Below are 23,178 nucleotides of genomic sequence, written 5' to 3' on the forward strand. Positions count from 1 at the left end.
TTTGATTGAAAGAACTGTTCCTATTCCGAGATCAGATTGAATATCGATCACACCATTGAGTTTTGAAATGCTGGTTTTCACAACATCCATACCAACACCACGACCTGAAATATCAGAGATCTCTTGTTTCATTGAAAAACCAGGAGCGAAAATAAGCGCATAGCTTTCAGAGTCGGTTAAACGAGATGCTGATTCCTCATCCATCATGCCTTTTTCGACAGCTTTTTGACGCAAGACATTGGCATCCATTCCTGCACCATCATCTGAGATGGTTAGTAGGATATGGTCACCTTCTTGTGCTGCACCTAAAACTACATGTCCTTGGCGCGGTTTTCCCGCTGCCTCACGGACATCAGGCATTTCAATACCATGGTCTACAGCATTTCGAAGCATATGCTCTAGCGGTGCAACCATGTGCTCAAGTACTGAGCGATCCATTTCGCCTTCAACATTATCAAGCTCGAAACTGACCTGTTTATTCAATTCGCTAGCCACTTGGCGAACGATTCGGCGCAATCGAGGTACCATTCGCGAGAACGGCACCATACGCGCACGCATTAAGCCTTCTTGTAACGACGAATTGATGCGCTGCTGCTGTAAAAGAATAGATTCGGTGTCTTTAACCTTATCGCTTAATGTCCGCTTTAAATCCACCAGATCAGAAGCTGACTCTGTGAGCGATCGAGACAATTGCTGTAACTGCGAATAGCGATCCATTTCCAATGGATCAAACTCTTCGTTGTCGGCTAACTGCTCTTGGCGGAAAACGATTTGCGCTTCGGTTTCCATATCTAAACGACGCAGCTGTTCTTGCAGACGGCTTAAGGTAGTGTCGATCTCGCCAATTGCCGAGCCGAAATCACTGACTTGCTGCTCTAATCGGCCACGGCTAATTGAGGTTTCACCCGCTAAGTTAACGAGCTCTTCCAATAACTCAGAAGATATTTTAACCACTTCTTGTGAGCCCGACTTTTTCGCACTAGCCGCTATACTTTTGGCTTCTTCCAGTACTGGCGACGGCGGCATTGCAAAGTCAGGGTTAAGCTGCTCTTGCGAATCAAGCACCGCAGGCACGGTGCTATCCAAAGAAGTAACAGGCTGTACTGGCCGCTCAACGGCAACAGCTTCTGTCGCTTGAGGCTGAACTACGGATTCAACAGTTTTCGGCTCATCTTTAACGGGTTCGCCCGCCAAGCGCGCTTTAACGCCTTTAACACCCTTCAGCACTAGATCTTGATATTGATGTACTGACGAAAAGAAATTAGGCGTATTGTCAGGGCTGACACTATTGATTAAATAGGCTTCATACTCATGCGTTAATTCACCCAAAACCGTTAAACCCGATAAGCGCGCACCACCTTTTAATGTGTGCAAAGCTCGTGTCATTTCTTCAGGCGCTTCCTTACTGGCCCAATCGGACTCCCAGGAGTGAATAGCCTCTTCAAGTTCCTCAATCAATTCATCGGCTTCTTCCACAAAAATCTCAATGATTTCCTCGTCAAAATCATCAACATTAATCTGCGATGGATCACCACCCACAAAGATGGAATCCTCATCGACATCCTCAACAATCGGCTCATAAGCCATGGAGGATTCTGTCGACACGCTATCCTCTAACGAGCTCGACAGCTCTTCAATCGCGTGCTCATCAACAGCTTCAGTGCTGGCCGGTAAAGGCTCAGGATCAGTAGAAACCTCTCCAGCAAATGCATCTAGGCTCTCAGCTTCAAAGAGATCCGTGGCATCCATTTCAAAGCCAAAATCCTCGGACTCAGGGGGCTCAACAGGCTCTACACCCGCATCAGTGAACGATAAGTCTAGAGCGTCGTCATCTTCACTATGACCGGTGATGCTCTCAATTTCGATATCATCAATACTTTCAACATCGTCAGTGAGACTTTCTTCATTGAGCGCATCATCAGCTTCATCAGCAATACGATCTTGGCTATTAGTAGTGTCTTCAAATTCAGCCGACAAGGGCGGCATTTCAATAGCTGGAGCCAAATAATCATCCAACACCTGCTGCAACTGATGACTCGGTAGCGGCAAGGTCTGCGCTGCGGCTACCGCATCGACCATATCAAGCAGAGCGTTGTGGGCAAGACGGAAAGTATCGAACACACCATTATCCGGGGCCAAATGATCCAATGTCGCTGCATATAAATCATGTAACTCGCCGCTCAATCTTTCCATCGGAGGGAAATTAGCTTGCTCGGCACCCGTTTCAAGCGTTTTTAGCTCTGCCATCATGGCAGGCAACTCACTGGTATGGCCTAAATCAGCTTGCCAGCGATCTAACACCTCATCAGCATCCAGTAATAGGCTGATCTCTTCAGCCATAAAAATAGCCAGCATTCTTGGATCAACAGGGTGCGCAACATCGATACCTTTAGCTTCACTCGCATGAATGAGGTGACCTATGTGGACATCTTTAAGCTCAGCAACGCGGGCAACAAATTGCTCTAACTTAGGAAGCACTGCTTGCTCATTGCGTTCAACGTATTCTAAGCCTTCGCGAAGGTACTCTACGGCATCTTTAATAAGCTGCAAAATATCAGCATCGATAGAAACCTGATAACTGCGCAACTCTTTCATGAATAATTCAAGTGGTGACGCCATCAGCGCGATAGCTGTAACCCCCGCCATATGCGCGCTACCTTTAAGCGTATGCAATGCACGCTGAAGGCTATCTGTTGGTGTTGTAAATATTGGCGCAGCAGAGTCCATGTCGGCAATGAACTCTTCAACAGCCGTAAGATGCGTTTGCGCCTCAGAAGCAAACAACTCCCACAAGATTTTTTCTTCTGCGGCAGCTTCAGCTACGGATAAGTCATCGTCGTCTAATACCAGCGACGCTGTTAAGGCTTCTGCCTCATCACCGCCAATAACCTCATCGGTACGTTCGTCGTCAATTGTCTGCGATCCATCAGCCAACAAACCTACAGGTGTTTCACCGGCACTAAGTTGATTCCCCCACTGTTCATATGTTTGAGCAAGCGCTTGCTGCGACGAAATAACGCGCTGTTCAAAAGCAGTGACTAATGTAGGTAATAAATCATAAACCCGAGAAACGAAGTCTTTCTGGACCGGCGCGACAGGTAATATTTGATCAATAATGTGATTCAATAAATTTTCGACCGACCAAGCCAGCTCACTGATATCACTGGCTTTCACCATACGACCACTACCCTTGAGCGTATGAAATCCTCGGCGAGCCGTTGTGATTGCATCGCCAGATACGCTATCGCCCTGCCACTGAGGCAAAACCTCAGATAAGGTTTCTATGACTTCACGCGCTTCTTCAACAAATATTTCAGCAATGTCCTCGTCAACATCAGGGTCAAGTGTAAAGGGGATTGACCCTAACGCTTGTCGCGCTTCAACAGGTTGCGCGGTCGGCGTTTCATCAAGTACAGCGGAGCTTTCATCACCGAGCTCGCTATCATCACTGGCTTCTGTCAATAACGGCTCTACCGGTAACTCGCCACCAATATTCGATGTAGAACCGGCTTCAGCTGAAGTAATATCAATATCACTTGATACCTCCTCCGCATCAGGCACATTACAGCCGAGTTCGCGCAATGCCTCTTCCGCCAACTCTAAAAAGCTATCAACATCGTCTGTGAAATCGCCGATTAAACGATCTAAATAGTAATCCACACCTTCAATAGCATTAGCCAAGGCCGTTAAAGTATCAGCGGTTGGTCTTGCATCGTCGGCAATAAATTGTTGTTGGATATATTGCCCGCAAATATCGACAATCATCGCCGCACGTACAAGCGGGATCATTGTTAAGCCGCCGCGTACATCGCGAATCAGCCCTTCAGCACAACCTAATGCGGATTTATCCCACTGCGATGAATAAAATTCAACAATGGCTTCTTTTAACTTTTCTAAGCCAATGCGACTTTGCTCAAGAACAGCAATTTTAGCCTCATCAATTTCGACATCACGCTCATTAAGATCATTGATATTGGCTTTATTGGCACCTTTCGCAATGGCGTCTAAGCGATGTTCAATAATGACAAGTTCATTAGCAACATCGGTCAGCTCTTCAACATCCATTTCAGTAGATTTACAGGCATGCGCTAAACGGTCGTGCTGCGCATTGGTCGCATGCCGTAGCTCAGCAACACCTAATACAGCCAAAGTATCGGCGACACGCTTAACAACGGGCAAGGAAGCCTCTAAGTCTGAGGTGGCGCCGCCTTCAACAACAACATGATTAAGAATTTGCTTTACCGTTTTCATTTCTTCTCGTAAAGCAACAACGACCGAGCGAATGGTATCCGGCTCAGGAGCAGAGATCATATTTTTATGGAAATCACGCCCTTCTACAGCGCCTTCGAATAAGGCGTTATCTAAAGCGTAAGCATTTTTAACCGCGCGAATACGCTCAGTAACATCGCCAGAACGTGCAATGTAATACAGGATATTCCGAGCCAGCGACTCGTCGATTACATTATCAAAGCCCCTTGGGGCCTGTTCGTATAATGTTTTTATTTCTTTCGCTAAACGACGAAGAATCCCTTTAACAGCAACGCTAAGCTCAATTTCGTCTTCAACGAGACTATCAACCAAAGCGCCAGAAATTAACCACAAATTACCTTGAATAGTACCAGCCGAAGTGTTTTCTAAACGCGTAAAAACTTTACTAACGTAAACAAGATTTTCATCAATTTTAATGCCACGTAAAACACTCGCAGCAGCATATTGATACATCTCAAAAAGTTTTTTGAGAACCTCTTTAAGCTTCTGTTCACTTTTTAATAATGGGTGTCTATTACCCACAATAGCTTCAAGTGATACGAGATCCGGTGTGAATAGATTAGTTTCACTAAGGTAAGGTTCTTTTCGAGCAGCGCGAAGGTCATTCAGTAACGGAAGAACAATACCGGGGTGATCATCTTGAATTCGCTTTACGTGATCAAGATAAATAGGCAGCTGCAACAAAGAGCGCATCAGAACTTCTAATGACTCAGATTCGTTAACAACTGTTTTATTGATAATAGCCTGAGCGAGGTGCTCCATCTCCTCTGCAAATAAAGATGCGCCATGGAACTCCACCATTTTGAGCGAGCCCAAAACTTGATGTATATGCGTAAGGCAAAAGCGGATACGCGTGATGTCACGAGTATCTTCAGCATAGGCTTCAAGAGCTTGACGAGCTTCATTGAGTGCGTCGCCAATCTCACCTATTACCCATTCAAGGGCTGCGTAGTTACGTTTTTCTCCCATTGGGGGTCCCATTCTTATATGTGCACGTAGGCTTGTACTTCTTCTGTGGAAATACGCTTCATTTTCGGGTGAGACCAGTCTACAACTTCCCCAAGTCCGATCACCAGAATACCGCCCGGCTTTAAGCGTTCCACAAAGGCGTTCATTATATTTTCACGCAGCCATCGTTTGAAATAAATCAATAAGTTCTGGCAGTAAATAGCGTCTACTTTAACAACGGGCATTTCGCTGATATTCAGCACATTACCCTGATTAAAACAAATGCGATCGCGCAAGCTAGAAACTACTTGGTATTTACCATCATCCAGCGTTGTAAAATAACGCTGCCGGTAATTTTGATCTAAACGCTCTAATTTACGCTCATTGTATATTCCAGTTCGTGCAAGCGATAAAGCCGCGCGACTGATATCGGTAGCTGTAATACCGTAAAGTGGATCTTTATTAACCCACTTGTATGCATCATTCAGCACCATTGCTATCGAATAAGGCTCTTCACCCGACGAGCAACCAACACTCCATAACTCAAAACTTTCCGAATCGTCGCTATCGACTAAACGCTTCGCTAAGTGCTGGACTACCATATCGATCGATTCTTTATGGCGAAAGAAACTCGTTTCCTTCACCACAAGCCTGTCAATCAAGCGCGTCCATTCGAGCATGCCAGATATACCATCCAGCACAAAATCGAGATAGGTTGAATAGCTGTCAAAATCCAGCTCGCGCATGCGCATTGCAACCTGCGTCTGCAAGAATACGCGCTGCTGATCACCCATATAGATGCCAGCTCGCTCTTCAAGCAATTTCCCCCAGCGCTCGAACTCAATATCATTGAGTTCAGGCAGAGATTGTAGTGACCAAACCATAGTCTTCGCTACTTGTGTTAGACACGAGGCTCAGCCGAATCATTCTGCCCTTCATCGGCAGTATATGAATCACCTGTTTCGTCTAATTGATTATGTTCGTCACTTTCTAAAGAAAGTTCGCTAAGGTCGTGAGAAATCGCTGCATTGGCCGACGGCATGGCCGCAGCCAATGACTGCATTTCATTTGCCATTTCTTCGGGCAATTTAAAGCCAGCTACAGATTGATGTAATTCAATCGCCATTTGGGCTAATCGACCAATAGCTTCTGCCGTTGCAGATGTACCCGCAGATGTTTGCGAAGTAAATTCTTGAATCACGTTCATCGTATTTGAAATGTGGCCCGCAGACGTTGACTGCTGACGCGCCGCATTCGAGATGTTTTGAATCAATTCCGCCAAGCTGGCAGATACTGATTCAATTTCTTCTAGAGCAACACCGGCATCTTGAGCCAAGCGAGCTCCGCGCACCACTTCCGCCGTTGTTTGCTCCATCGAGTTGACCGCAGCTGTAGTATCGCTTTGAATGGTTTTCACCAAGGCTTCGATCTGTTTTGTTGCCGTTGCAGAACGCTCAGCAAGGCGCTGTACTTCATCCGCAACAACCGCAAAGCCTCGACCAGCGTCACCAGCCATCGATGCCTGAATAGCAGCGTTAAGTGCCAAAATATTTGTCTGATCCGCAATATCGTTAATCAAGCTAACGATGTCACCAATTTCCTGCGATGATTCACCCAAACGTTTAATTCGTTTTGCCGTATCTTGAATCTGCTCACGAATAGTATCCATACCATTAATCGTGTTTTGAACCACCTTGGCGCCGTTAAAAGCAATCGATACCGCTCGTTCAGCAACTCGGGCAGACTCTGCGGCGTTAGCCGATACTTGGTCAATCGTAACCGCCATTTCATTAACGGCGGCCGATGCACCTGCAATTTCTTGCGCTTGGTGCTCAGAGGCTCGCGCTAAGTGAAGTGCTGTTTGCTTGGTTTCTTCAGAAGCTGCCGATACATTCGCAGAGGTATCATTAATTCGAGAGACAAGTACACGTAATTGGTCAATGGTGTAGTTTATCGAATCAGCAATTGCTCCCGTAAAATCTTCGGTTACCGTGGCTGTCGTTGTTAAGTCACCATCAGCCAAATCGGCCAACTCATCCAGTAAGCGCAAAATAGCACTTTGGTTTCGCTCGTTTGTTTCAGCTTGTTCTTGCAATCGACGTTTAGTGGCTAAGTTCAAAACCCAAACAATGGCAATTAGACAAAGTACCGCACCGGCAATCGCCGCAATTAAGAAATTACTGTTAACTTTACGCTCGCCGGGAAGGTTATTAATACCGTCCGACAAGTCACCTAAGCGCTTAAGTAAAAATGGGCTGCCGTCAATAATAGCGTTGGCAGCTTGGCGAGCACTAAATAAGTCAGGAGACTTTTCATAAATATCACTGACAGAGCCACTTACAAAAGCAAATAAACGAGTAATTTGATCAAGACTTTCAACTGCGTCTGGGTCGGTTACTTTTGCCATGCCCATGGCAACGTCACCCTTTTTCATCGCTTCAAGTACATTACCAAAGCGGCTCGCATCGCGGTTAAATTCATCAGCAGCACGAGTCGCATCTAAACCACCGCGTAGCATTTTATCGACGTTTCGGCCAATGCGCTCTGCAAACCAGCTTTGGCGCTGCGCAACAGAGATCTGCTCAGCCGGGGCTCCGTTTTCGAGCAGAATTTCTACAATGGTATCGTGTTCTTGCTGTAGCTCTGGTAGCGCTTCGTTTAGCGTTGTCGCCACATCATGCATGAGGATAATTGAGTCTTGGTTATCTGTAATAACCCCTGCATTATCTTTGATCTTTTTCCACGCTGAGTCATAGGTACTAATTTCCTCAGATAGAACAGCGCGCGTTTGGCCATCAGTCGACTGGATTTTGCTCCAGGTCTGATCCATATCCGCAACGACTCTTTCAAGCTTTTCAAATGCTTGTTTGTTACCCGCTGTGGCATCACGCGATAACGAAGTTAACTGATAGGAAGCTGCACGCAAATCGGCAACCATCTGTTTATAGACCTGATCCTGTGAAGAATCTTCTCGCAATCGATAATCGATCACACCAGTTAACACACCGAAACCTAGCAACATCAAAACTAAAATTGCCAGGAAACGATTGGTTCTAATTCGTGACCAAAGGCCGTCCGAATCATTTTTCATAGGATGCTCCCTAATGGATCAAATTTTCTGCTTTTGGACTAGCAAATATTCATTATTATTTTACTCAACGAATAGTAGACGCTGAGCGTTGCAACAAACCAAAGAATTATGAACAGAACCCTGCCCGATAAAACGTTAAGCCGATGCGGCATTCATAAATTTGGAGAAATTGGCAATCGCATACATATCAAACAGCGCCCAGGAAACACCCGATGCATCAACATAGCCCCCTTTAACAAAAGGCGCTACGGCATCAGGCACATCATCCACATGCTCGGTATAAAGATCACGCGTAAAATGCTGCATACCATAGGCTTGATCAACAACCAGACCGCTGTACAGCTGGTCCGTATCAATCACTAACGCGCGCTGTTGACGTCGCTGGCCCAGCGATATACCGCCAAAAAAAACAGCCATATCGAACAAAGGCAGTAAGCGCCCACGTACATTGGCTAACCCCATAACCCATGGCTGCACACCCGGCAACCGAGTAGACGGTGGAATTTCAAGCATTTCGGCGATTTGCCCCATTGGAGCAATAAAGCGTCGGCCCAGCAAGGAAAACCCAATACCGCTTTGTCGAGGCGTTTCATCGCCTTCGGCCGGTATGGGCAAAGAATTTGTCCGTGTTTTTGCCGCTAAATCGACAAGCGCCTGAAACCCCTCATTGGAGCTCATAGCTGCCCCAACGATGATATTATTTTAAGCAATTGAGGCTCATCTACAGGTTTTGTAAGATAAGCTTTTGCACCCTGGCGCATACCCCACACTCGATCGGTTTCTTGATCTTTTGTGGTGACAATAATAATAGGTATATGTGAAGTTTCGGGTGCCTTACTCAGTTGTCGCGTTGCTTGAAACCCATTAAGGCCAGGCATTACAACATCCATCAACACCAGATCGGGTCTCTCGACCTTCGCCTTGGCAACACCATCTGCACCGGACGATGCAGAGCTCACCACATAACCATGCTTTTCCAGCATGCTCGTCAATTTGTACGTCTCTGTCGGAGAGTCGTCAACAATTAATACTTTAGCCATGTATCCCCCAATATACCCAGGCTAGATCCTACGTTTGCTACGCCAAACAGCACTTAGCTGGCTTGCGCAACCTTAACGTGCGCTTCTATAGCACCAAGGAGCTCGCCTTTACTGAATGGTTTAGTTAGGTATTGATCAGAGCCCACAATGCGCCCTTTTGCTTTATCGAAAAGACCATCTTTACTGGACAGCATAATGACCGGTGTCGAACGGAATTCACTGTTATTTTTAATCAACGCGCATGTTTGATAACCGTCTAAGCGCGGCATCATAATATCCACAAAAATAATATCTGGACGGGAGTCAGCTATCTTAGCCAATGCATCAAAACCGTCAGTCGCGGTTATGACTTCGCAGCCAACCTTGTTTAACAAAGTCTCAGCCGTTCGACGAATCGTTTTACTATCGTCGATGACCATAACTTTTAGATTTTCGAGGTTCACATCCATAGACAGACCCTAGTAGTTATAAGTTATTGAAAGTTGCCGTTACAGGGATCACCCTGTTTCTTTGGTCGCATCCAGCGGGAGTATCTTTTAACATAGAAACTGGCCTTACGCCAACTCTTGACTACCACAGGCACGCCATATAGAGCAGTGGTTAGCAAAGGCCTAACAACATCGTAACGCGTAAAAGCTGAGCTTTTACGCCACACCATTTATAATCGCTCAACTGAATGAAAAGCGCCAATTAATAGCACGTTTATTTTGGCATAACTTGCACATGTAGCCATTGTATTCAATATATGGCCCCACAAATGAGTTTAGCTATGAACAAGCTTATGATTTTTGTCATGGACCCCATTACAAATATTAATGTGAAAAAAGATTCCACCCTAGCAATTGCCCAAGCCGCCCAAGCCGCTGGCTGGCCGCTGGCCTACGCAGAGCTGAGCGATTTATTTATAGAAAACGGCACTGCTTTTACAGACATCCAAAAATTAACCGTTTTTGATGACCCACAGCACTGGTTTGAGCTTGGCGAGAGGGAGACGCTCGAGCTTAATAGCAACCACGTCTTGATGATGCGTAAAGACCCGCCCTTTGATAGTCCTTTTCTATACGCGACTCATATACTTCAAAGAGCCGCCAGCGCGGGCTCGCTCGTCGTCAACAATCCGCAAGGCTTACGCGATTGCAACGAAAAACTCTTTGCCACTGAATTCCCAGATTGCTGCCCTCCGCTTCTCGTCAGCAACAACATGGCAAAACTGCGTGCCTTTCATCAAAAACACAACGACGCCATTTTCAAACCCCTGGACGGCATGGGCGGTAGCGGGATTTTTCGCTGCAAGCCAGGTGATAGCAATCTCGCTTCCATTATTGAGGTACTGACCAACAACGGCGTCGACTACATAATGGCGCAAAAATTTATTCCCGCCATCGATGCAGGCGATAAACGCATATTGATGATCAACGGTGAGCCCGTAGAATATGCCCTAGCGCGCATACCCGCAGCCGGGGAGCTGCGAGGCAATCTTGCGGCAGGTGGTCGTGGCGTTGCGCAACCGCTCACATCACGCGACAAGGAGATTGCGAGGCGTATAGGGCCCACCCTAAAAGCTAAAGGGCTATTTTTTGTCGGTCTTGATGTGATTGGTGATTACCTAACAGAGATCAACGTCACCAGCCCCACTTGCATCCGAGAAATTGATGCTGCCTACCAAACAAATATCGGCCCACGTCTTATAAGTTCTATTGAAGAGGCATTCTTGAGTAAAAAACGCTAGGATACTCCTATGACAACGAATAACGGCCAAACAACGTATACAGTACTGCTTTGGCTGTTACTCAACCCTTAAATGCGATAACAATAACGACATACTCTAAGACGAATTTTTTATGGCTATTAGCGCTTCTGTATCCACCGGCGATCGACTCAGCTTTACTTTTTTTGCAGCCTTAGCGCTGCACTTGTTTTTACTGCTGCAGTTAGGGTTCAAAATCCCCGGTGCCGATAAAATTGCCCCCACGCTAAATATCACACTCGCAACACATGCGAGCCAAGCCGCGCCCGAAAAAGCCGATTTCCTGGCCCAACACAATCAAGAGGCCAGCGGCACCTCAGATCAAGTCAAAGAACTTCTCACCGACGAGCAAGCCGAGTTTAACGATACCGTGATTCGCGAAATCACACCGCCTCCGCAGCAAAAAACAACACAAGCCGCTGAGCAACAATCGGAAACATTACAAACAACCGCCAACAGTCGCCTGCAATTTGAAGACGATACTCAAACAGAGCAAACCCCTGAAGAGCAAACCGTCAAGGCACAAGATGAAGACATTGCCGTCTCAAGCCCCGAGTACACAGCCCTTCAAGCCAAACTAGACAAACTTCGCCAATCAGAAGCTCTTCGCCCAAAAGTGAAACGCATTCAAACAGAAGCCACTAAAGCTAGCTCCGATGCTGCCTACCTTCACGCTTGGAATTCACGGGTAGAAAACATTGGTAACCGCAACTTTCCAGAAGAAGCACTCCAGCAGGAATTATTCGGCACGTTGATGATGGTGGTAACCCTGAATGCCGACGGCAGCGTAGACGACGTTGAAATCATCAACCCCTCCGACCATCCATTATTGAATCAATCGGCGTTACAAATGGTTCACCTTGCGGCCCCCTTCGAAAAAATCCCCAGCGAGGTTCTCGACGGCCACGACAAGCTAGAAATCACACGAATTTGGTCCTTCGAAATTACAGGCCTATCCACTAAAGGCACCCGTTAACACACGCAATACCTTCACCTCGTCGCATAGAAATTGATTTTTTGACTTGCGGTCATAAAATATAAATTTTAGCCAGTAACACAGAGAGAAACATGCAAAACAGCCCGCTATCACTTCGCAACAAGTTTTTAGTCGCTCTACCTACAATGGGAGATAAAAACTTTGATAAGGCTGTTACTTTCATTTGCGATCACGGTGACGAAGGAGCAATGGGTATTGTCATCAATCAACCTCTGGAGCTTTCGCTGCCCGAAGTGTTTAAACAACTCAACTTACCCAACCCTATCGAACTACCCACAACGAGCGTATTAAAGGGTGGACCAGTGAAACCACAACGTGGTTTTTTACTCCACACACCCAGCGACCATGACTGGCATACCTCTATGCGCGTCACCGATGAGCTAATGCTCACTGCATCAAAAGATGCGCTTGAATCCATTGCTCAGGGCGACGGCCCCAGCGACTATTTATTCGCACTCGGCTTTGCAGGGTGGAGCCCCGGCCAACTAGAATCTGAGCTTAAAGAAAACTGCTGGCTAACCGTCGATGCCGACCTTGAGACCCTGTTTAGCCTACCAGCGGAAGCACGCTGGCATAGCCTCTACGAAAAAATGGGTATAGACCCAGGCATGATCGCCCGTGGAGGGAACGCATAACCGTGAGCTATATTATTGGTTTTGATTATGGCCTTAAGAACATTGGTGTATCGATAGGGCAAACAATTACCCGCACTGCTTCTGAGCAACCTTCTTTGGCCGCACGCGACGGCATCCCTAACTGGGAACACCTAGAGAAGTTATTAACCGAATGGAAAATAGAAACCGCCGTTGTTGGCCTACCATTGAATATGGACGGCACTGATAGCGAGCTTGGAACACGCGCCAAAAAGTTCGCCAACCGCCTGCACGGGCGATTCGGCATTACGGTTCACATGATGGATGAGCGGCTTTCTACCCGAGAAGCCAAAACTGAAGCTGCAGAGCGCGGCCATAAAGGCAACTATGGACAAAATCCCATTGACGCTATTGCTGCGCGACTGATCCTAGAAAGCTGGCTCAATCAATAGAGCCTGCACCTAAAAGCCAATAACTTAGGGGCGAGGCAATAATAGATTGTCCAATTAGGCGTAGGACTCTGCTTTCTCATCGAGGCTCTTAAAGGGGCGCATGCCGGGGCATGTAACGCTTTGAGTAACGAAGATGAGGAAGGAGAGAACAAGCATTAGTGGATAAAGTATTATTTCCTCGTCCCTTAATCGACTTGATCCGCAGCGGGCGCAAATTCTTCCATAAAATCGAGCATGGCTTGGTGGCGAATCACCTTGCGATGCTTCGCCCATAAATTTTTAATTTTATCCGTATTACACGCTTTTCGATCAACAAATACGCGCGTCTTTAATTCACCCACCGGCTCTAGTGTTGGGCATTTTGCAAAAACAAATTGATTACTGATTAAATCTAAAAAGGGCCCAGATTTACTCGTCGGCATAATAAAAATTAACTGTAAACCTAGCGCATCTGTTAAATAATTAATCACCTCGCGCGAGCGCCCTTCATCCATCTTAGAGAAAGCCTCGTCCACCATCACCATTCGTAAATGAGCCTTACCTTCATTAAAACGAAAAGCCGAAGTCACGGCAGCAGAGCGAATAATATAGGCAGGGGTTTCCAACTGTCCGCCCGAGCCCGTGCCGTATTCGCTGAGCGCAATGGGTGCTTTATTCGCAGGCTCTTTATAAATTTCATAACGTCGGTAATTGCGGTAATCACTAATTCGCTGTAGCTCGCGGTGTGCCGTTTGCTCATCCTCATCAAGTAGCATACTGAGTAATTCATCGCGAATACGCGCATGCTTTTTATCCAGATTTAGCTCAAATAATGTCTTGCCGTCACCCAGTTCTGGATTAGCAATAACAGCCTTAAAAAACTGCCAATACTCTTTATATTCTGGCACCCACTGAGTGGCAAACGAATAACACTCACGGTCCGCACCAAAACGATGGTGTGCCAGCTCAGTATTGAGCTCATTAAGAACAAACTCACCCTCATTAATAGCCTGATAAATAGAATGACAAAGATTCGTCACAAACGCAGTATTAAACGACTCTTTCAAGGCCGTTAACTCTTTATGTTTTGTGACCAAAATATTATTTTTAAAGCGCGTATGCAGCGCCTCGATAGCGCCCTGTAAATGTACTAGGTGCTTAAAAAAGTCAAAGCTGTGCATTTCAGAAACGCCAGCGTCATACAACAAAGAATCACCAACACCAGCATCAATATTATATTGCTGAACAATATTAAACAGCTCTCGCTCACACCGCGTAAGCTGCTCTTGTGACGATTTTAATTTTTCGGCCAGTGAGTTTTCAGCCGACTTTTCAGCATTACTATCTGCATCTCGTAGCGCTTTCTCGATATCAAACCGCGGATGGACTTTCGCAATGTCCTGGACCGCATCTTCAAGAATTTCTCGTTGCTTTTCAGCAACATCTTGTTCGTCCAACAATACCGTCACTTTCTTTTCTAACGCCGCTAACTGCGCCTGATAACGACCAATATCTTGTTCATGCTGCTTTTGCTGATCCTCTTGCTCTTGATACTGCAGCTGAATAGCTTCCAATTCACGCTCTAGATCACTGCCCTCGCCCGCATCAATACTTGCCAAGGCGTCTTGCGCCTGTGTTAGTTGGCGCGATAGTTCAAGCAACTGCTCAAGTACATCGGCAATACGGCAAGGCTTAACTGCTGCCATTTTGGCAACTATCGACTGCAACTGTGTCAGCTGCTCCTGCCCGTCTTGTAAACGTTTTTGACAGCGATCTAATTCTTCTTGTTTAGCGGCTAAAGCACGCTGGCGGGCACCTTGACCAAAAACCAATTCAGCATCATTTAAATCGCAACGCCACAAACTGTAGTTACCAGAACCTAGCCCCTCAGCCGTAATACCTCGCGCGGTATGCCTTAAGGTTTGCGCCGAATCTACCCGCACGACATTGCCATAAGAAGCTTTAACATAGGCGTTTGCGGTACTGTGGCTAAAATCCATCACTTCAAGAATTGAGCCCTTCACCGGACTAAAGCGGTCAGCATCGCGCTCGGCTTTTTCACCCTGTATCACGCGCGCGCTGTTGCGCTTATGGCCACGCATATTTCGCACAGCCGCAATGGCATCCGCCTCATACTGAGCATCAACCAGCAAGCTAAACCGCGCGCCCCCCAGGTAACCCTCGATGGCCATTTGCCACTCAGGCTCTAGTACATCAACATAGTCACACAAGACTTTAGGCTTTGCTTTCGGGCACACCTCTTCAATAGCTTTAATCGCCGCCACAACCGCTGGCGGGTAATTAACTTGGCTCGACATTAACAACTGCACATCATTGCCCAGCGCCAAGCATTCTGTTTTCAACCGCTCAACCGCTTGCCGGCGTTCAGACAACAGAGACTCAACAACATCCCGCCGAGAACTCCCGCCATCGGCATCCGCTGAGGCAACATCAGCCACCCAGTTATTTTGCTCGGCTTGCCACGTCAGGGATTTATCCATTAACTGCTCAAGTGGCGCCGAACCGAGCCAGTCACTGTTAAACACTTTACGTGCATCGAGCGTACGCAACTCGCCCGCATTTACGATAGAGCGCGATAACTTTTGAAAGGCCGAGTCGCTTAAAAACTTAAGCTCTAAACCCAAACTAGTTTGCTGCCCGGCCTGCAACAAAAACTCAGCGCAGGCCGCATTGTTCTGTGCGTTACTCACCTCGTTAAGAAAAGGCTCCACCAACAAAGCCATATTCTTCTGTGCTTTTTCTGCAGTCTGCTGCAACACATCTTTATCTCGCAAGGCATCAATACCTTGACGCTTAGCTTCTAACTGCACAATACTTTTATGCTGCTGGCGTTTGCGCTCACGCGCCAGCTCACTGCGCTCTTGCGCTTGCGTTAATGCGGTATCGGTTTGTTTTTTCTCGCGGCGTAACGCTAAATAATTATTTTGTGCGCTTAATACATGGCGCGTCGCTTCGGTATAACGCGACAAGGCAAGATCAACCCAAATATCAATATACTGGCGACTGCGCTCTGCTGCGCCGCCCAACAAACTAATCGCATTTTTCACCGATGCAGCCGATGCCTCCATTTGATGAATCGTTTTCATCAAATCAGAAACATTGCGAATAGCGTCGCCTAAGTCTTTAGCCTCAAGTATTTCGCCCGCAACAAAATCATGAATACTTTTAACCGGTTTATACGCCATGAAGTTGGCGAGCGTACGGGCTGCGTGCTTTGCCTCACGATCAGGAACCGCATCCGTACGACCGCGTAAAGCGCCATATAACCGCCGAAGGTAAGCCCCCTTCTTATCGTAAACTTCTACCGTACTCGACGAAAAACGCTGCTTCAAATAAGCCGCCACTTCGGTCGTGGGTTTAATATGCTTACCATCTTTGAAATCGCGTACAAAGCAATCGAGCGATATCGACTCGCCCGGTATAATCATAAAAAAGAGGTTATCTAAGCGCGCCTGCTTTTGACTACCGCCGGTTTCGATATGGCCACGCATTGCCATAATCGCTGAAAAGGGTTCTGCCGCTTCGCCCTCGGTGGGGTGAAACACTGCTGCCACGTAACCATCCGTTGCGTAAGGGCGAGCATAACTACCATCATCACAACCCAGTAAGTAAGAGGCCAAGGTGCGCACCTGCTTACCGCCGCGTCCCTTTTGTGTTGTTTCATCCTGGCCGGGGTTAAATGCAAATAAATTGTCGTGCGCTGCCGTCATCAAGGCTTGCAGCGCATCCGCAGCCGTTGTTTTACCGGAGCCATTGCCACCAGAGAATAAATTAACGGGGCCGAAATCAAATTCAAGCTTAGGAATGTTGCCCCAATTAACAAATACTGCTTTCTTTATAAACATACTTAACTCTTAAAATTCTGGTGCGATGCGGCTAATACGACTCAAACTTTTCTGGCTTGATTAATCAAACACGGTCTCTTGAATAACCTCTTCTTCAACGCGCGCCTCCAAAGCATCTAGCGCAGCATCGCCAACAAAACCCATAATCAACGGGCGAATTTTTACCCAGCCTTCAAGGCTGTCTAGATCATCTTCACTTTGATAATGCAAAACACGTAGCTGACGTAACTTGCGAAATAAATTACGTCGTTCGGTAATATTCTCGGGCAAACTTTTCTTCAAAAGATTGTGAAAAGCAATAGCAATGGCCTCCATATTAGCCAATACCGCGCCCTGCTCGTCCACCTTGCCTTCGCGCAACTGCTTGCCGTACTCAACGCGCAAGATAATCGCCAATGCCGCTTCAAACTGATTTAACCGCTGGCGAAAACCACTATTAAAAGGCGCGTGTTCATCATCAGGTAAGCTCGGAACTTGCGCTCCCGGAGGGTAAATACGAACAAAGCCAAAGCGTGCATTGTGCTCAATGCGCATGCCTAATAAAGTAATGAAATCCGTCACCAACGCTTCTATTCGCAAATAACGGTCGTAAAGGCGTTGCTCAATATTGTTTTCATCTCGGCATAAAACACCATAATCCAGCAAACGAATAACCAGCTCGGAAAACTCTTCATTCGCAACGCCTTTTTCCGCTAACGGCCCACGCAAAAATTCACTGATCATCCACTTGCTCCGATAAAGTATTTTCGTTGGCATCAACGGTTGTATCATCCTGATAAACCAACGACAGCTCAAAGTCATCAGCTGAGCTGAAAAAAGTATTGTTGTATTGACGGTTCAGGTATTTAACTTTAAACCGATAATCCGCATCGGGCGCCTGCCGCGATGCGGACTCGATGGCATGCGCTACTGCCAACAAATCACTCGCGTTTTCAATAGGTAAATCACACGTAGAAATCGTTTGATCATTGCGCAAAGCCGATTCGATATGTTTACGTAAGTAATGTTGCTGGCGGCTGTCGTTGACAACAAAAGCCTGGTCTAACATTTGCTGAATCAGTAATTCTTTTTGCGCGACGGGATCCAAAGGTCGCTCATCATCGAGCGCACTCATAACCGGCGCAGCTGTTTTGCGAGTGGTGAGGCGCACTTGCGCGGGGTCCACCAAACGCACATTCACCCCCGACAAATACTCACCCAACTGCGTTAAACGCTGCTCGGCTTCTTTGGGTGGTAACTTACGTAAGTTATCGCAAGCTTCCAACCAAGGGTCCCGCGTGCTGTTCGCCAAATAACTTAATTGCCGAATAATAATATCGGCACGCTTGGTAAAGCCCGCCAAAGCGGAGCGCAAAGCAGGCAACATAGTATCGGCCGCGCGCCGCATACGCTGATCAATGGTATCGAGCACATACCACAAGGCCGATTGCCGCGTATCGTGAATTAGCTCGGGAGCCAATTCACGCAGTCTTCGCTCCGCCACTTGCTTAAAAGCTTTATCTTTACGGCGAATGCGCGTAATCGCCCTAAAAACTCTATCTCGGTGTTTTTCAACACTATCAGCCGATAAGCGGACAGAAACATCGGGCTGAAAGCGTTTTTCCATAAATTCGAAAAACTGCTCGGTAGCCTGTTGCACAATACGCTGCGATTCCACCTCTTGCACCAGCTCGCGCTTACGCTCTTCAAGCTCGCTAATAATATCGGTGAAATCGGTAATAATGCGCTCGGAATATTCAAAAGCATCAAGCAAGTCATGGATTTCACCTCGACTCGCAAACGCCTCTAATGCATTGAGCGTATTGCGTGTATTGCGGTGGCGAGTTCGCACCCGCCGAGATCCCATTTCAACCATCGGCGCAATAAACAAACGGCCCGCACGGGATAAGGGATAACTGGATTGTAGCGTCGCCGCATCGACTTGGCGCTCTAGCCAGCCGTGCTCCAAGAGTAATTTGAGTATCCAACCGGCGTGTTCACGGTGGTTTTTAAAGCGCTGCTCGACAGGCTCTAGTTCGAGCTCGCCGAGACCCGTATCATCAGAAGCTATCGCCTCTAGAATCGGGGCACGAGCCAATGCTTCCTCGAAAACATCGAGTACTTGATCTCGCCCTAACGACTGCCCGTACTCCGCCGTTGCGCCGTACAAACGCTCATGCAACAGGCACAAACACTCCAACACCTGTTGCCGATACTTGGTGGTTAGCGGCCGGAAAAAATGCAATCGCTCGCGAACAAAGAACATAGAAAGCTGGGATTCAGGGCAAAAGGGCGGCGATTATACCGTTATTTGAGGGCTTTGCTGGGGATAGATTCGCGAACGGTAAAGTCTCCCAGAATAGGTGCCATTTACCGTATTTTATGTAATGCTCACGCCATTATTTCGCCCTTTAGGGGCGAGGCAATAATAGTTTGTCCAATTTAGACGAAGAGATCGGCTTTCTTATCGAGGCGCTTAAAGGGGCGCATGCCTTGGCATGTAACGCTTTGAGCAACGAAGGTAAGGATGTCGAGAACAAGTATTAATGGATGAAATATTGTTTCCTCGTCCCTTAGGCAAAGGGTACCCTTTACAGCTTTAGGAAAACATCATCATGACAAAAGTAACCCGCCTCGCGCGCAGCGCTACCCTCGCAAGCACCCTCGCTATTTTCGGCACTGTACTTACGGGCTGTGAAACAACCAGCGCTGTGGTGGGCGCCTCTCAAAAAGGGTTGGGCGCGCTAAGTTGCAGTGAAATCTACAGCACCTTCCAGGCTTACGATCGTGACAAAATTTCTATTGATGCAGCCAAACAGCTCTCTGGCGCGCTAGGCCTTCCTTACACCGGAGGCAGCGGCTCTGGATATTTCGATACGATTAAAGCCAGTGCCAATATTGCTTTACTCGCTCAAGGTTGCAGCGCACTTTAAAAAACAACGGGGACGCATTTAAGGGACGAGGAAACAATATTTCATCCACTAATGCTTGATCTCGACATTCTTACCTTCGTTGCTCAAAGCGTTACATGCCCCGGCATGCGCCCCTTCGAGCGCCTCGATAAGAAAGCCGATCTCTTCGCTTAATTGGACAAGCTATTATTGCCTCGCCCCTAATGTGTCGCCTTTTTTTCGCGACTTTTTAGTACCAGCGCCACTTTGCGTAACTCAATGCCCATTTCTTTAAACATCTCAGGCTGATCGCCCGCCGCCCAAATCTTACTGTTCAAATTTCGAACGACCTTGCCAGAGGCTGTTTCCGGGTTAATCCGCAACCCCAGCACCGACTGAGAGGAATGATCAGCTAAAGCAACCGTTGTTGGCGCGTAATTTTGCTCTAGGTAAGTATTCATGAATTCAACCGGTAGCGTCACCCGCAACCATTGATTTTGCTGAGTAGTCGGGTCCAAAGCAATCAGTGTTTGGCTATTCAATGTAGCAACACTTTGATCCTGAAAGTTCGCACCAAATAGCGTTATGCCAAAGTTATACTGCTGGCTATCCACTGTATCCAACTGCTCCGGCGTAGCCGCGAATGCAAAATACTTGTGAAAAACAGATCGTTCAGGCAAGTGCGTTTTTGCTCCGAGCAACTTCAGCTCTAAAACAACAGATTCTATATCCTCGAAACGAATATTGGCCCTATCAAAGATTGGTTCAATACCATTCATATGGCTACCCTGCCAAGAACCCAACTTTTTAACTAGAATGGCGCTGAACACTTTTTCTCCCGGACACTCCGGCGATACCACCCAGCGGCTCGCATCAATACTATACGCTTCAGGTTTAAACGATAACGAAGAATACTCGGGCTTTTTACTCGCTTGATTCCACCCTTGTAGCAAATTGGTTTTACCATCAAATAGAATAAAACCTTCACTCGAGGATACTCCGCCAGAACAAGGAGCCAGCGCCTCCACGCTATAAGGCGGCTTTTGGACCGATGTTGATTCGGCTATGGAAAAAGAAGCCGTTAAAGCACTAAAACCAAGCCATAGAACACGAATAGAATGATGCATAGACGCCATGAATACCCCTAATTTGTTAAACGTTTATTCTATTGTAGGCAATAGCCCACCCCTAAGCGATGGAATATCGACACATAATGACAACAATAGACTCCCTATTGGACTAATTGACTATTAGCCGTACAATGCAAATAGACTATACTTTAGGGTTGATGTAATAGGCCGGTTTACGCCATGAATTTCTCGATTAATAACCATCAATTTTCTTCGCTCCAGCCTTTATCGGGCCACAAAGAAGCGCACCGCCCTATTGTTATTGAAGGCGAGAAGATCAATAACCCTCGCGCGTCCGAACAACAAGCGACGGCAAGCACATCAGCTCAAAGTCACGAACGCATCGTTGAAGCCCGCCCAATAAAAGAAAATGAGCAACTTTTCGGCGCAAAATCAGTCCTACCTCCTCGCTCGCCACTCGCTGCTTTTGCCGCTATCGCCCAACCCGCATTAAACCTTGGCGCATCAGTAGATACGTACGCATAGCAAAGGTATAGTAATCCGCTAAAATCTAAGGCGCGTATCGCAGTCAATAGTACACGGCCAAACTTACCGCACCAGCAAACTTAACTTGATAGCTTTGTGCACCCCCTTACGGGGTAAATACGACACCAAAAGGATCGATCAATGTCTTTTAAGCCTTTCGCCCCCTTGAAACTCGCCATTGCTATCGCGACCAGCGGGCTTATGTTTCCTATCGCAGCCAGTGCAGAGTCACTCGCCGAGATTTACGAGCTAGCACTGAAAAACGATGCGCAATATAAAGTGGCGCAGGCAAATTTTGAAGTTGGCCGCCTATCGAAAGGGATTAGCCGCGCAGACTTGCTACCACAAATTAATGCCACGGGTAGCTATAACCAAAGTGATTCTTCTGGCGACCAAACCCGAGATATCAGTGATACAGATACCCCAAGTTACCTATCTATTCCTTTTGATGGCGCCACCAATACAACAACCATTAGCGCTGAACTGACCCAACCGCTATTCAATGCGGCGGCATGGTATCAATACAAACAAGGTAAAAACACGGCCAGTCTGAGCGGTACCACCTTCAGCATTCAAGAGCAGGGGCTTATTATTCGAACAGCTGAAGCTTATTTTGACAGCTTAAAGGCCATTGATGATTTGGAAACAGCCCAAGCCGAAGAAGAAGCGCTTTCACACAGCTTAGAGCAAACGAAACAGCGCTTTGAAGTGGGTCTAACAGCCATTACAGAAGTGCATGAAGCCCAGGCAGAATTTGACTCCGCCACCGCCAACCGCTTAATTAGCGAAGGTGCACTCGTCATTGCATTCGAAGCATTACAGGTACTGACCGGTGTCTCGCACAAGACCGTAGCTCCGCTCAAAAACAATTTTCCTGTAACCCCACCCACCCCTGCCGGTCGTGCAGAATGGGTCTCGATGGCAAAAGATTCTAACCTTGAACTCCTAAGCGCAAAGCAACGTTTAAAAGTTGCAGAGTCCAGCTATAAAATCGCTCGCAGCGGCCATTTGCCCACAGTAACTGCGCGTCTCGGCTACAGCGATAGTAACAAAGATGGCGACCTAGCTACGGATTCAAACAACACCACAGGAACATCGGCTACAGTGACACTATCGCTTCCGATTTTCAGTGGTGGCCGCACCTCTGCCAGACGCCAGCAAGCTGCCAACGAACAACTTGTCGCCAAAGAAACTGTCAACCAAGTTGAGCGCAGTGTGGTACAAACCACACGCTCACTGCACCAGCGCGTCAACACGGGTGTAGCCACTGTGCACGCACGCCAGCAGGCCATTATCTCTAACGAAAGCGCACTTGAGGCCACCAAAGCAGGCTACGACGTTGGAACACGCAACCTTGTGAATGTGCTTGATGCACAGCGCCGTGTTTATGAAGCCAAGCGTAACTTTTTAAACGCACTGTATGAATATGTACTTACAGGCCTAGAACTCAAACAAGCCGCAGGTACCTTAGGCGCCGACGACATCATTCAACTGGATAAATGGTTAAATAAAGAACAACTGGTTGGCCTGCCCGCTGAGAAGTAACCCCAGTGGGTCAGTTTTCATATAAGCTTTGAAGTAAGTCACTTCTGTTTGTTGAGCTAGCCGCTACTATGCGGCTAGCTAACGAGGGCAACTTATGAAAACAACTGAAACTTTAGGCATTCACCGTCAATTCTTAATGGCCACTTTATTGATCGCCGCTACACC

General features: G+C 47.1%; 17 protein-coding genes. 7 read left to right on the plus strand and 10 right to left on the minus strand.

Going from position 1 to position 23,178, the window contains the following annotated elements:
• The 6 genes from AC3A8L_RS02610 to pilG form a co-directional block, all read right to left on the minus strand.
• Positions 1–5,238 (minus strand): chemotaxis protein CheA (locus AC3A8L_RS02610; RefSeq protein ID WP_487960665.1); only part of this gene is annotated, 5,238 nt, incomplete at its 3' end.
• Positions 5,239–5,252: 14 nt separating this feature from the next.
• The gene (locus AC3A8L_RS02615) at positions 5,253–6,101 is read right to left on the minus strand and encodes a CheR family methyltransferase (RefSeq protein ID WP_487960666.1); all 849 of its coding nucleotides are present in this window, start codon (positions 6,099–6,101) and stop codon (positions 5,253–5,255) included.
• Positions 6,102–6,118: 17 nt separating this feature from the next.
• A complete protein-coding gene (locus AC3A8L_RS02620; RefSeq protein ID WP_487960667.1) occupies positions 6,119–8,308 on the minus strand; it encodes a methyl-accepting chemotaxis protein in 2,190 nt (729 codons plus the stop codon).
• 135 nt (positions 8,309–8,443) lie between these two features.
• A complete protein-coding gene (locus tag AC3A8L_RS02625) occupies positions 8,444–8,986 on the minus strand; it encodes a chemotaxis protein CheW (protein WP_487960668.1) in 543 nt (180 codons plus the stop codon).
• Positions 8,983–9,348, minus strand: a complete 366-nt coding sequence (gene pilH, locus AC3A8L_RS02630; protein WP_487960669.1) for a twitching motility response regulator PilH — start codon at positions 9,346–9,348, stop codon at positions 8,983–8,985. The genes AC3A8L_RS02625 and pilH overlap by 4 nt, the downstream gene beginning before the upstream one ends.
• Positions 9,349–9,401: 53 nt before the next feature.
• Positions 9,402–9,797, minus strand: a complete 396-nt coding sequence (gene pilG, locus AC3A8L_RS02635; RefSeq protein WP_487960670.1) for a twitching motility response regulator PilG — start codon at positions 9,795–9,797, stop codon at positions 9,402–9,404.
• Between the two features lie 320 nt (positions 9,798–10,117).
• On the opposite strand from pilG, the gene gshB reads away from it, so the two are divergent.
• The 4 genes from gshB (at position 10,118) to ruvX (ending at position 13,137) form a co-directional block, all read left to right on the plus strand.
• Positions 10,118–11,077, plus strand: coding sequence for a glutathione synthase (gene gshB / locus AC3A8L_RS02640; protein ID WP_487960671.1), 960 nt, complete (start codon positions 10,118–10,120; stop codon positions 11,075–11,077).
• Positions 11,078–11,189: 112 nt separating this feature from the next.
• On the plus strand, positions 11,190–12,071 hold the full coding sequence (locus AC3A8L_RS02645; protein ID WP_487960672.1) for an energy transducer TonB: 882 nt from the start codon (positions 11,190–11,192) through the stop codon (positions 12,069–12,071).
• Between the two features lie 92 nt (positions 12,072–12,163).
• Entirely contained in the window at positions 12,164–12,727 is a 564-nt protein-coding gene (locus AC3A8L_RS02650; protein ID WP_487960673.1) for a YqgE/AlgH family protein, read from the plus strand.
• 2 nt (positions 12,728–12,729) lie between these two features.
• The gene (gene ruvX / locus AC3A8L_RS02655; protein ID WP_487960674.1) at positions 12,730–13,137 is read left to right on the plus strand and encodes a Holliday junction resolvase RuvX; all 408 of its coding nucleotides are present in this window, start codon (positions 12,730–12,732) and stop codon (positions 13,135–13,137) included.
• Between the two features lie 185 nt (positions 13,138–13,322).
• Here ruvX and AC3A8L_RS02660 read toward each other — a convergent pair whose 3' ends face one another.
• The 3 genes from AC3A8L_RS02660 to AC3A8L_RS02670 are packed head-to-tail and all read right to left on the minus strand — an operon-like array spanning position 13,323 to position 19,227.
• Entirely contained in the window at positions 13,323–16,982 is a 3,660-nt protein-coding gene (locus AC3A8L_RS02660) for an ATP-binding protein (RefSeq protein WP_487960675.1), read from the minus strand.
• 60 nt (positions 16,983–17,042) lie between these two features.
• Complete coding sequence (locus AC3A8L_RS02665) at positions 17,043–17,705, minus strand: DUF4194 domain-containing protein (RefSeq protein ID WP_487960676.1); 663 nt, start codon at positions 17,703–17,705, stop codon at positions 17,043–17,045.
• Complete coding sequence (locus tag AC3A8L_RS02670) at positions 17,695–19,227, minus strand: Wadjet anti-phage system protein JetA family protein (protein WP_487960677.1); 1,533 nt, start codon at positions 19,225–19,227, stop codon at positions 17,695–17,697. The genes AC3A8L_RS02665 and AC3A8L_RS02670 overlap by 11 nt, the downstream gene beginning before the upstream one ends.
• A gap of 349 nt (positions 19,228–19,576) precedes the next feature.
• On the opposite strand from AC3A8L_RS02670, the gene AC3A8L_RS02675 reads away from it, so the two are divergent.
• Positions 19,577–19,894, plus strand: coding sequence for a hypothetical protein (locus AC3A8L_RS02675; RefSeq protein ID WP_487960678.1), 318 nt, complete (start codon positions 19,577–19,579; stop codon positions 19,892–19,894).
• Positions 19,895–20,073: 179 nt separating this feature from the next.
• On the opposite strand, the gene AC3A8L_RS02680 is transcribed toward AC3A8L_RS02675, so the two are convergent.
• Positions 20,074–20,988 carry a hypothetical protein gene (locus AC3A8L_RS02680; RefSeq protein WP_487960679.1) on the minus strand — a complete coding sequence of 305 codons (915 nt, stop codon included), beginning with the start codon at positions 20,986–20,988 and terminating at the stop codon, positions 20,074–20,076.
• A gap of 174 nt (positions 20,989–21,162) precedes the next feature.
• On the opposite strand from AC3A8L_RS02680, the gene AC3A8L_RS02685 reads away from it, so the two are divergent.
• On the plus strand, positions 21,163–21,468 hold the full coding sequence (locus AC3A8L_RS02685; RefSeq protein WP_487960680.1) for a hypothetical protein: 306 nt from the start codon (positions 21,163–21,165) through the stop codon (positions 21,466–21,468).
• 141 nt (positions 21,469–21,609) lie between these two features.
• Positions 21,610–23,013: a TolC family outer membrane protein gene (locus AC3A8L_RS02690; protein WP_487960681.1), complete on the plus strand. Its 1,404-nt coding sequence runs from the start codon at positions 21,610–21,612 to the stop codon at positions 23,011–23,013.
• The last annotated feature ends 165 nt before the right edge of the window (positions 23,014–23,178 follow it).

The sequence above is a fragment of the Marinagarivorans sp. genome, from assembly GCF_982758155.1.

What these genes read in the sequence shown, in the direction of transcription:
- AC3A8L_RS02620 (WP_487960667.1), bottom strand. Translation starts at nt 8,308, where the DNA reads ATGAAAAATGATTCGGACGGCCTTTGGTCACGAATTAGAACCAATCGT.
- pilG (WP_487960670.1), bottom strand. Translation starts at nt 9,797, where the DNA reads ATGGATGTGAACCTCGAAAATCTAAAAGTTATGGTCATCGACGATAGT.
- AC3A8L_RS02690 (WP_487960681.1), top strand. Translation starts at nt 21,610, where the DNA reads ATGTCTTTTAAGCCTTTCGCCCCCTTGAAACTCGCCATTGCTATCGCG.
- AC3A8L_RS02615 (WP_487960666.1), bottom strand. Translation starts at nt 6,101, where the DNA reads ATGGTTTGGTCACTACAATCTCTGCCTGAACTCAATGATATTGAGTTC.
- AC3A8L_RS02680 (WP_487960679.1), bottom strand. Translation starts at nt 20,988, where the DNA reads ATGGCGTCTATGCATCATTCTATTCGTGTTCTATGGCTTGGTTTTAGT.
- AC3A8L_RS02685 (WP_487960680.1), top strand. Translation starts at nt 21,163, where the DNA reads ATGAATTTCTCGATTAATAACCATCAATTTTCTTCGCTCCAGCCTTTA.
- AC3A8L_RS02675 (WP_487960678.1), top strand. Translation starts at nt 19,577, where the DNA reads ATGACAAAAGTAACCCGCCTCGCGCGCAGCGCTACCCTCGCAAGCACC.
- AC3A8L_RS02660 (WP_487960675.1), bottom strand. Translation starts at nt 16,982, where the DNA reads ATGTTTATAAAGAAAGCAGTATTTGTTAATTGGGGCAACATTCCTAAG.
- AC3A8L_RS02670 (WP_487960677.1), bottom strand. Translation starts at nt 19,227, where the DNA reads ATGTTCTTTGTTCGCGAGCGATTGCATTTTTTCCGGCCGCTAACCACC.
- AC3A8L_RS02625 (WP_487960668.1), bottom strand. Translation starts at nt 8,986, where the DNA reads ATGAGCTCCAATGAGGGGTTTCAGGCGCTTGTCGATTTAGCGGCAAAA.
- AC3A8L_RS02645 (WP_487960672.1), top strand. Translation starts at nt 11,190, where the DNA reads ATGGCTATTAGCGCTTCTGTATCCACCGGCGATCGACTCAGCTTTACT.
- AC3A8L_RS02665 (WP_487960676.1), bottom strand. Translation starts at nt 17,705, where the DNA reads ATGATCAGTGAATTTTTGCGTGGGCCGTTAGCGGAAAAAGGCGTTGCG.
- AC3A8L_RS02650 (WP_487960673.1), top strand. Translation starts at nt 12,164, where the DNA reads ATGCAAAACAGCCCGCTATCACTTCGCAACAAGTTTTTAGTCGCTCTA.
- pilH (WP_487960669.1), bottom strand. Translation starts at nt 9,348, where the DNA reads ATGGCTAAAGTATTAATTGTTGACGACTCTCCGACAGAGACGTACAAA.
- gshB (WP_487960671.1), top strand. Translation starts at nt 10,118, where the DNA reads ATGAACAAGCTTATGATTTTTGTCATGGACCCCATTACAAATATTAAT.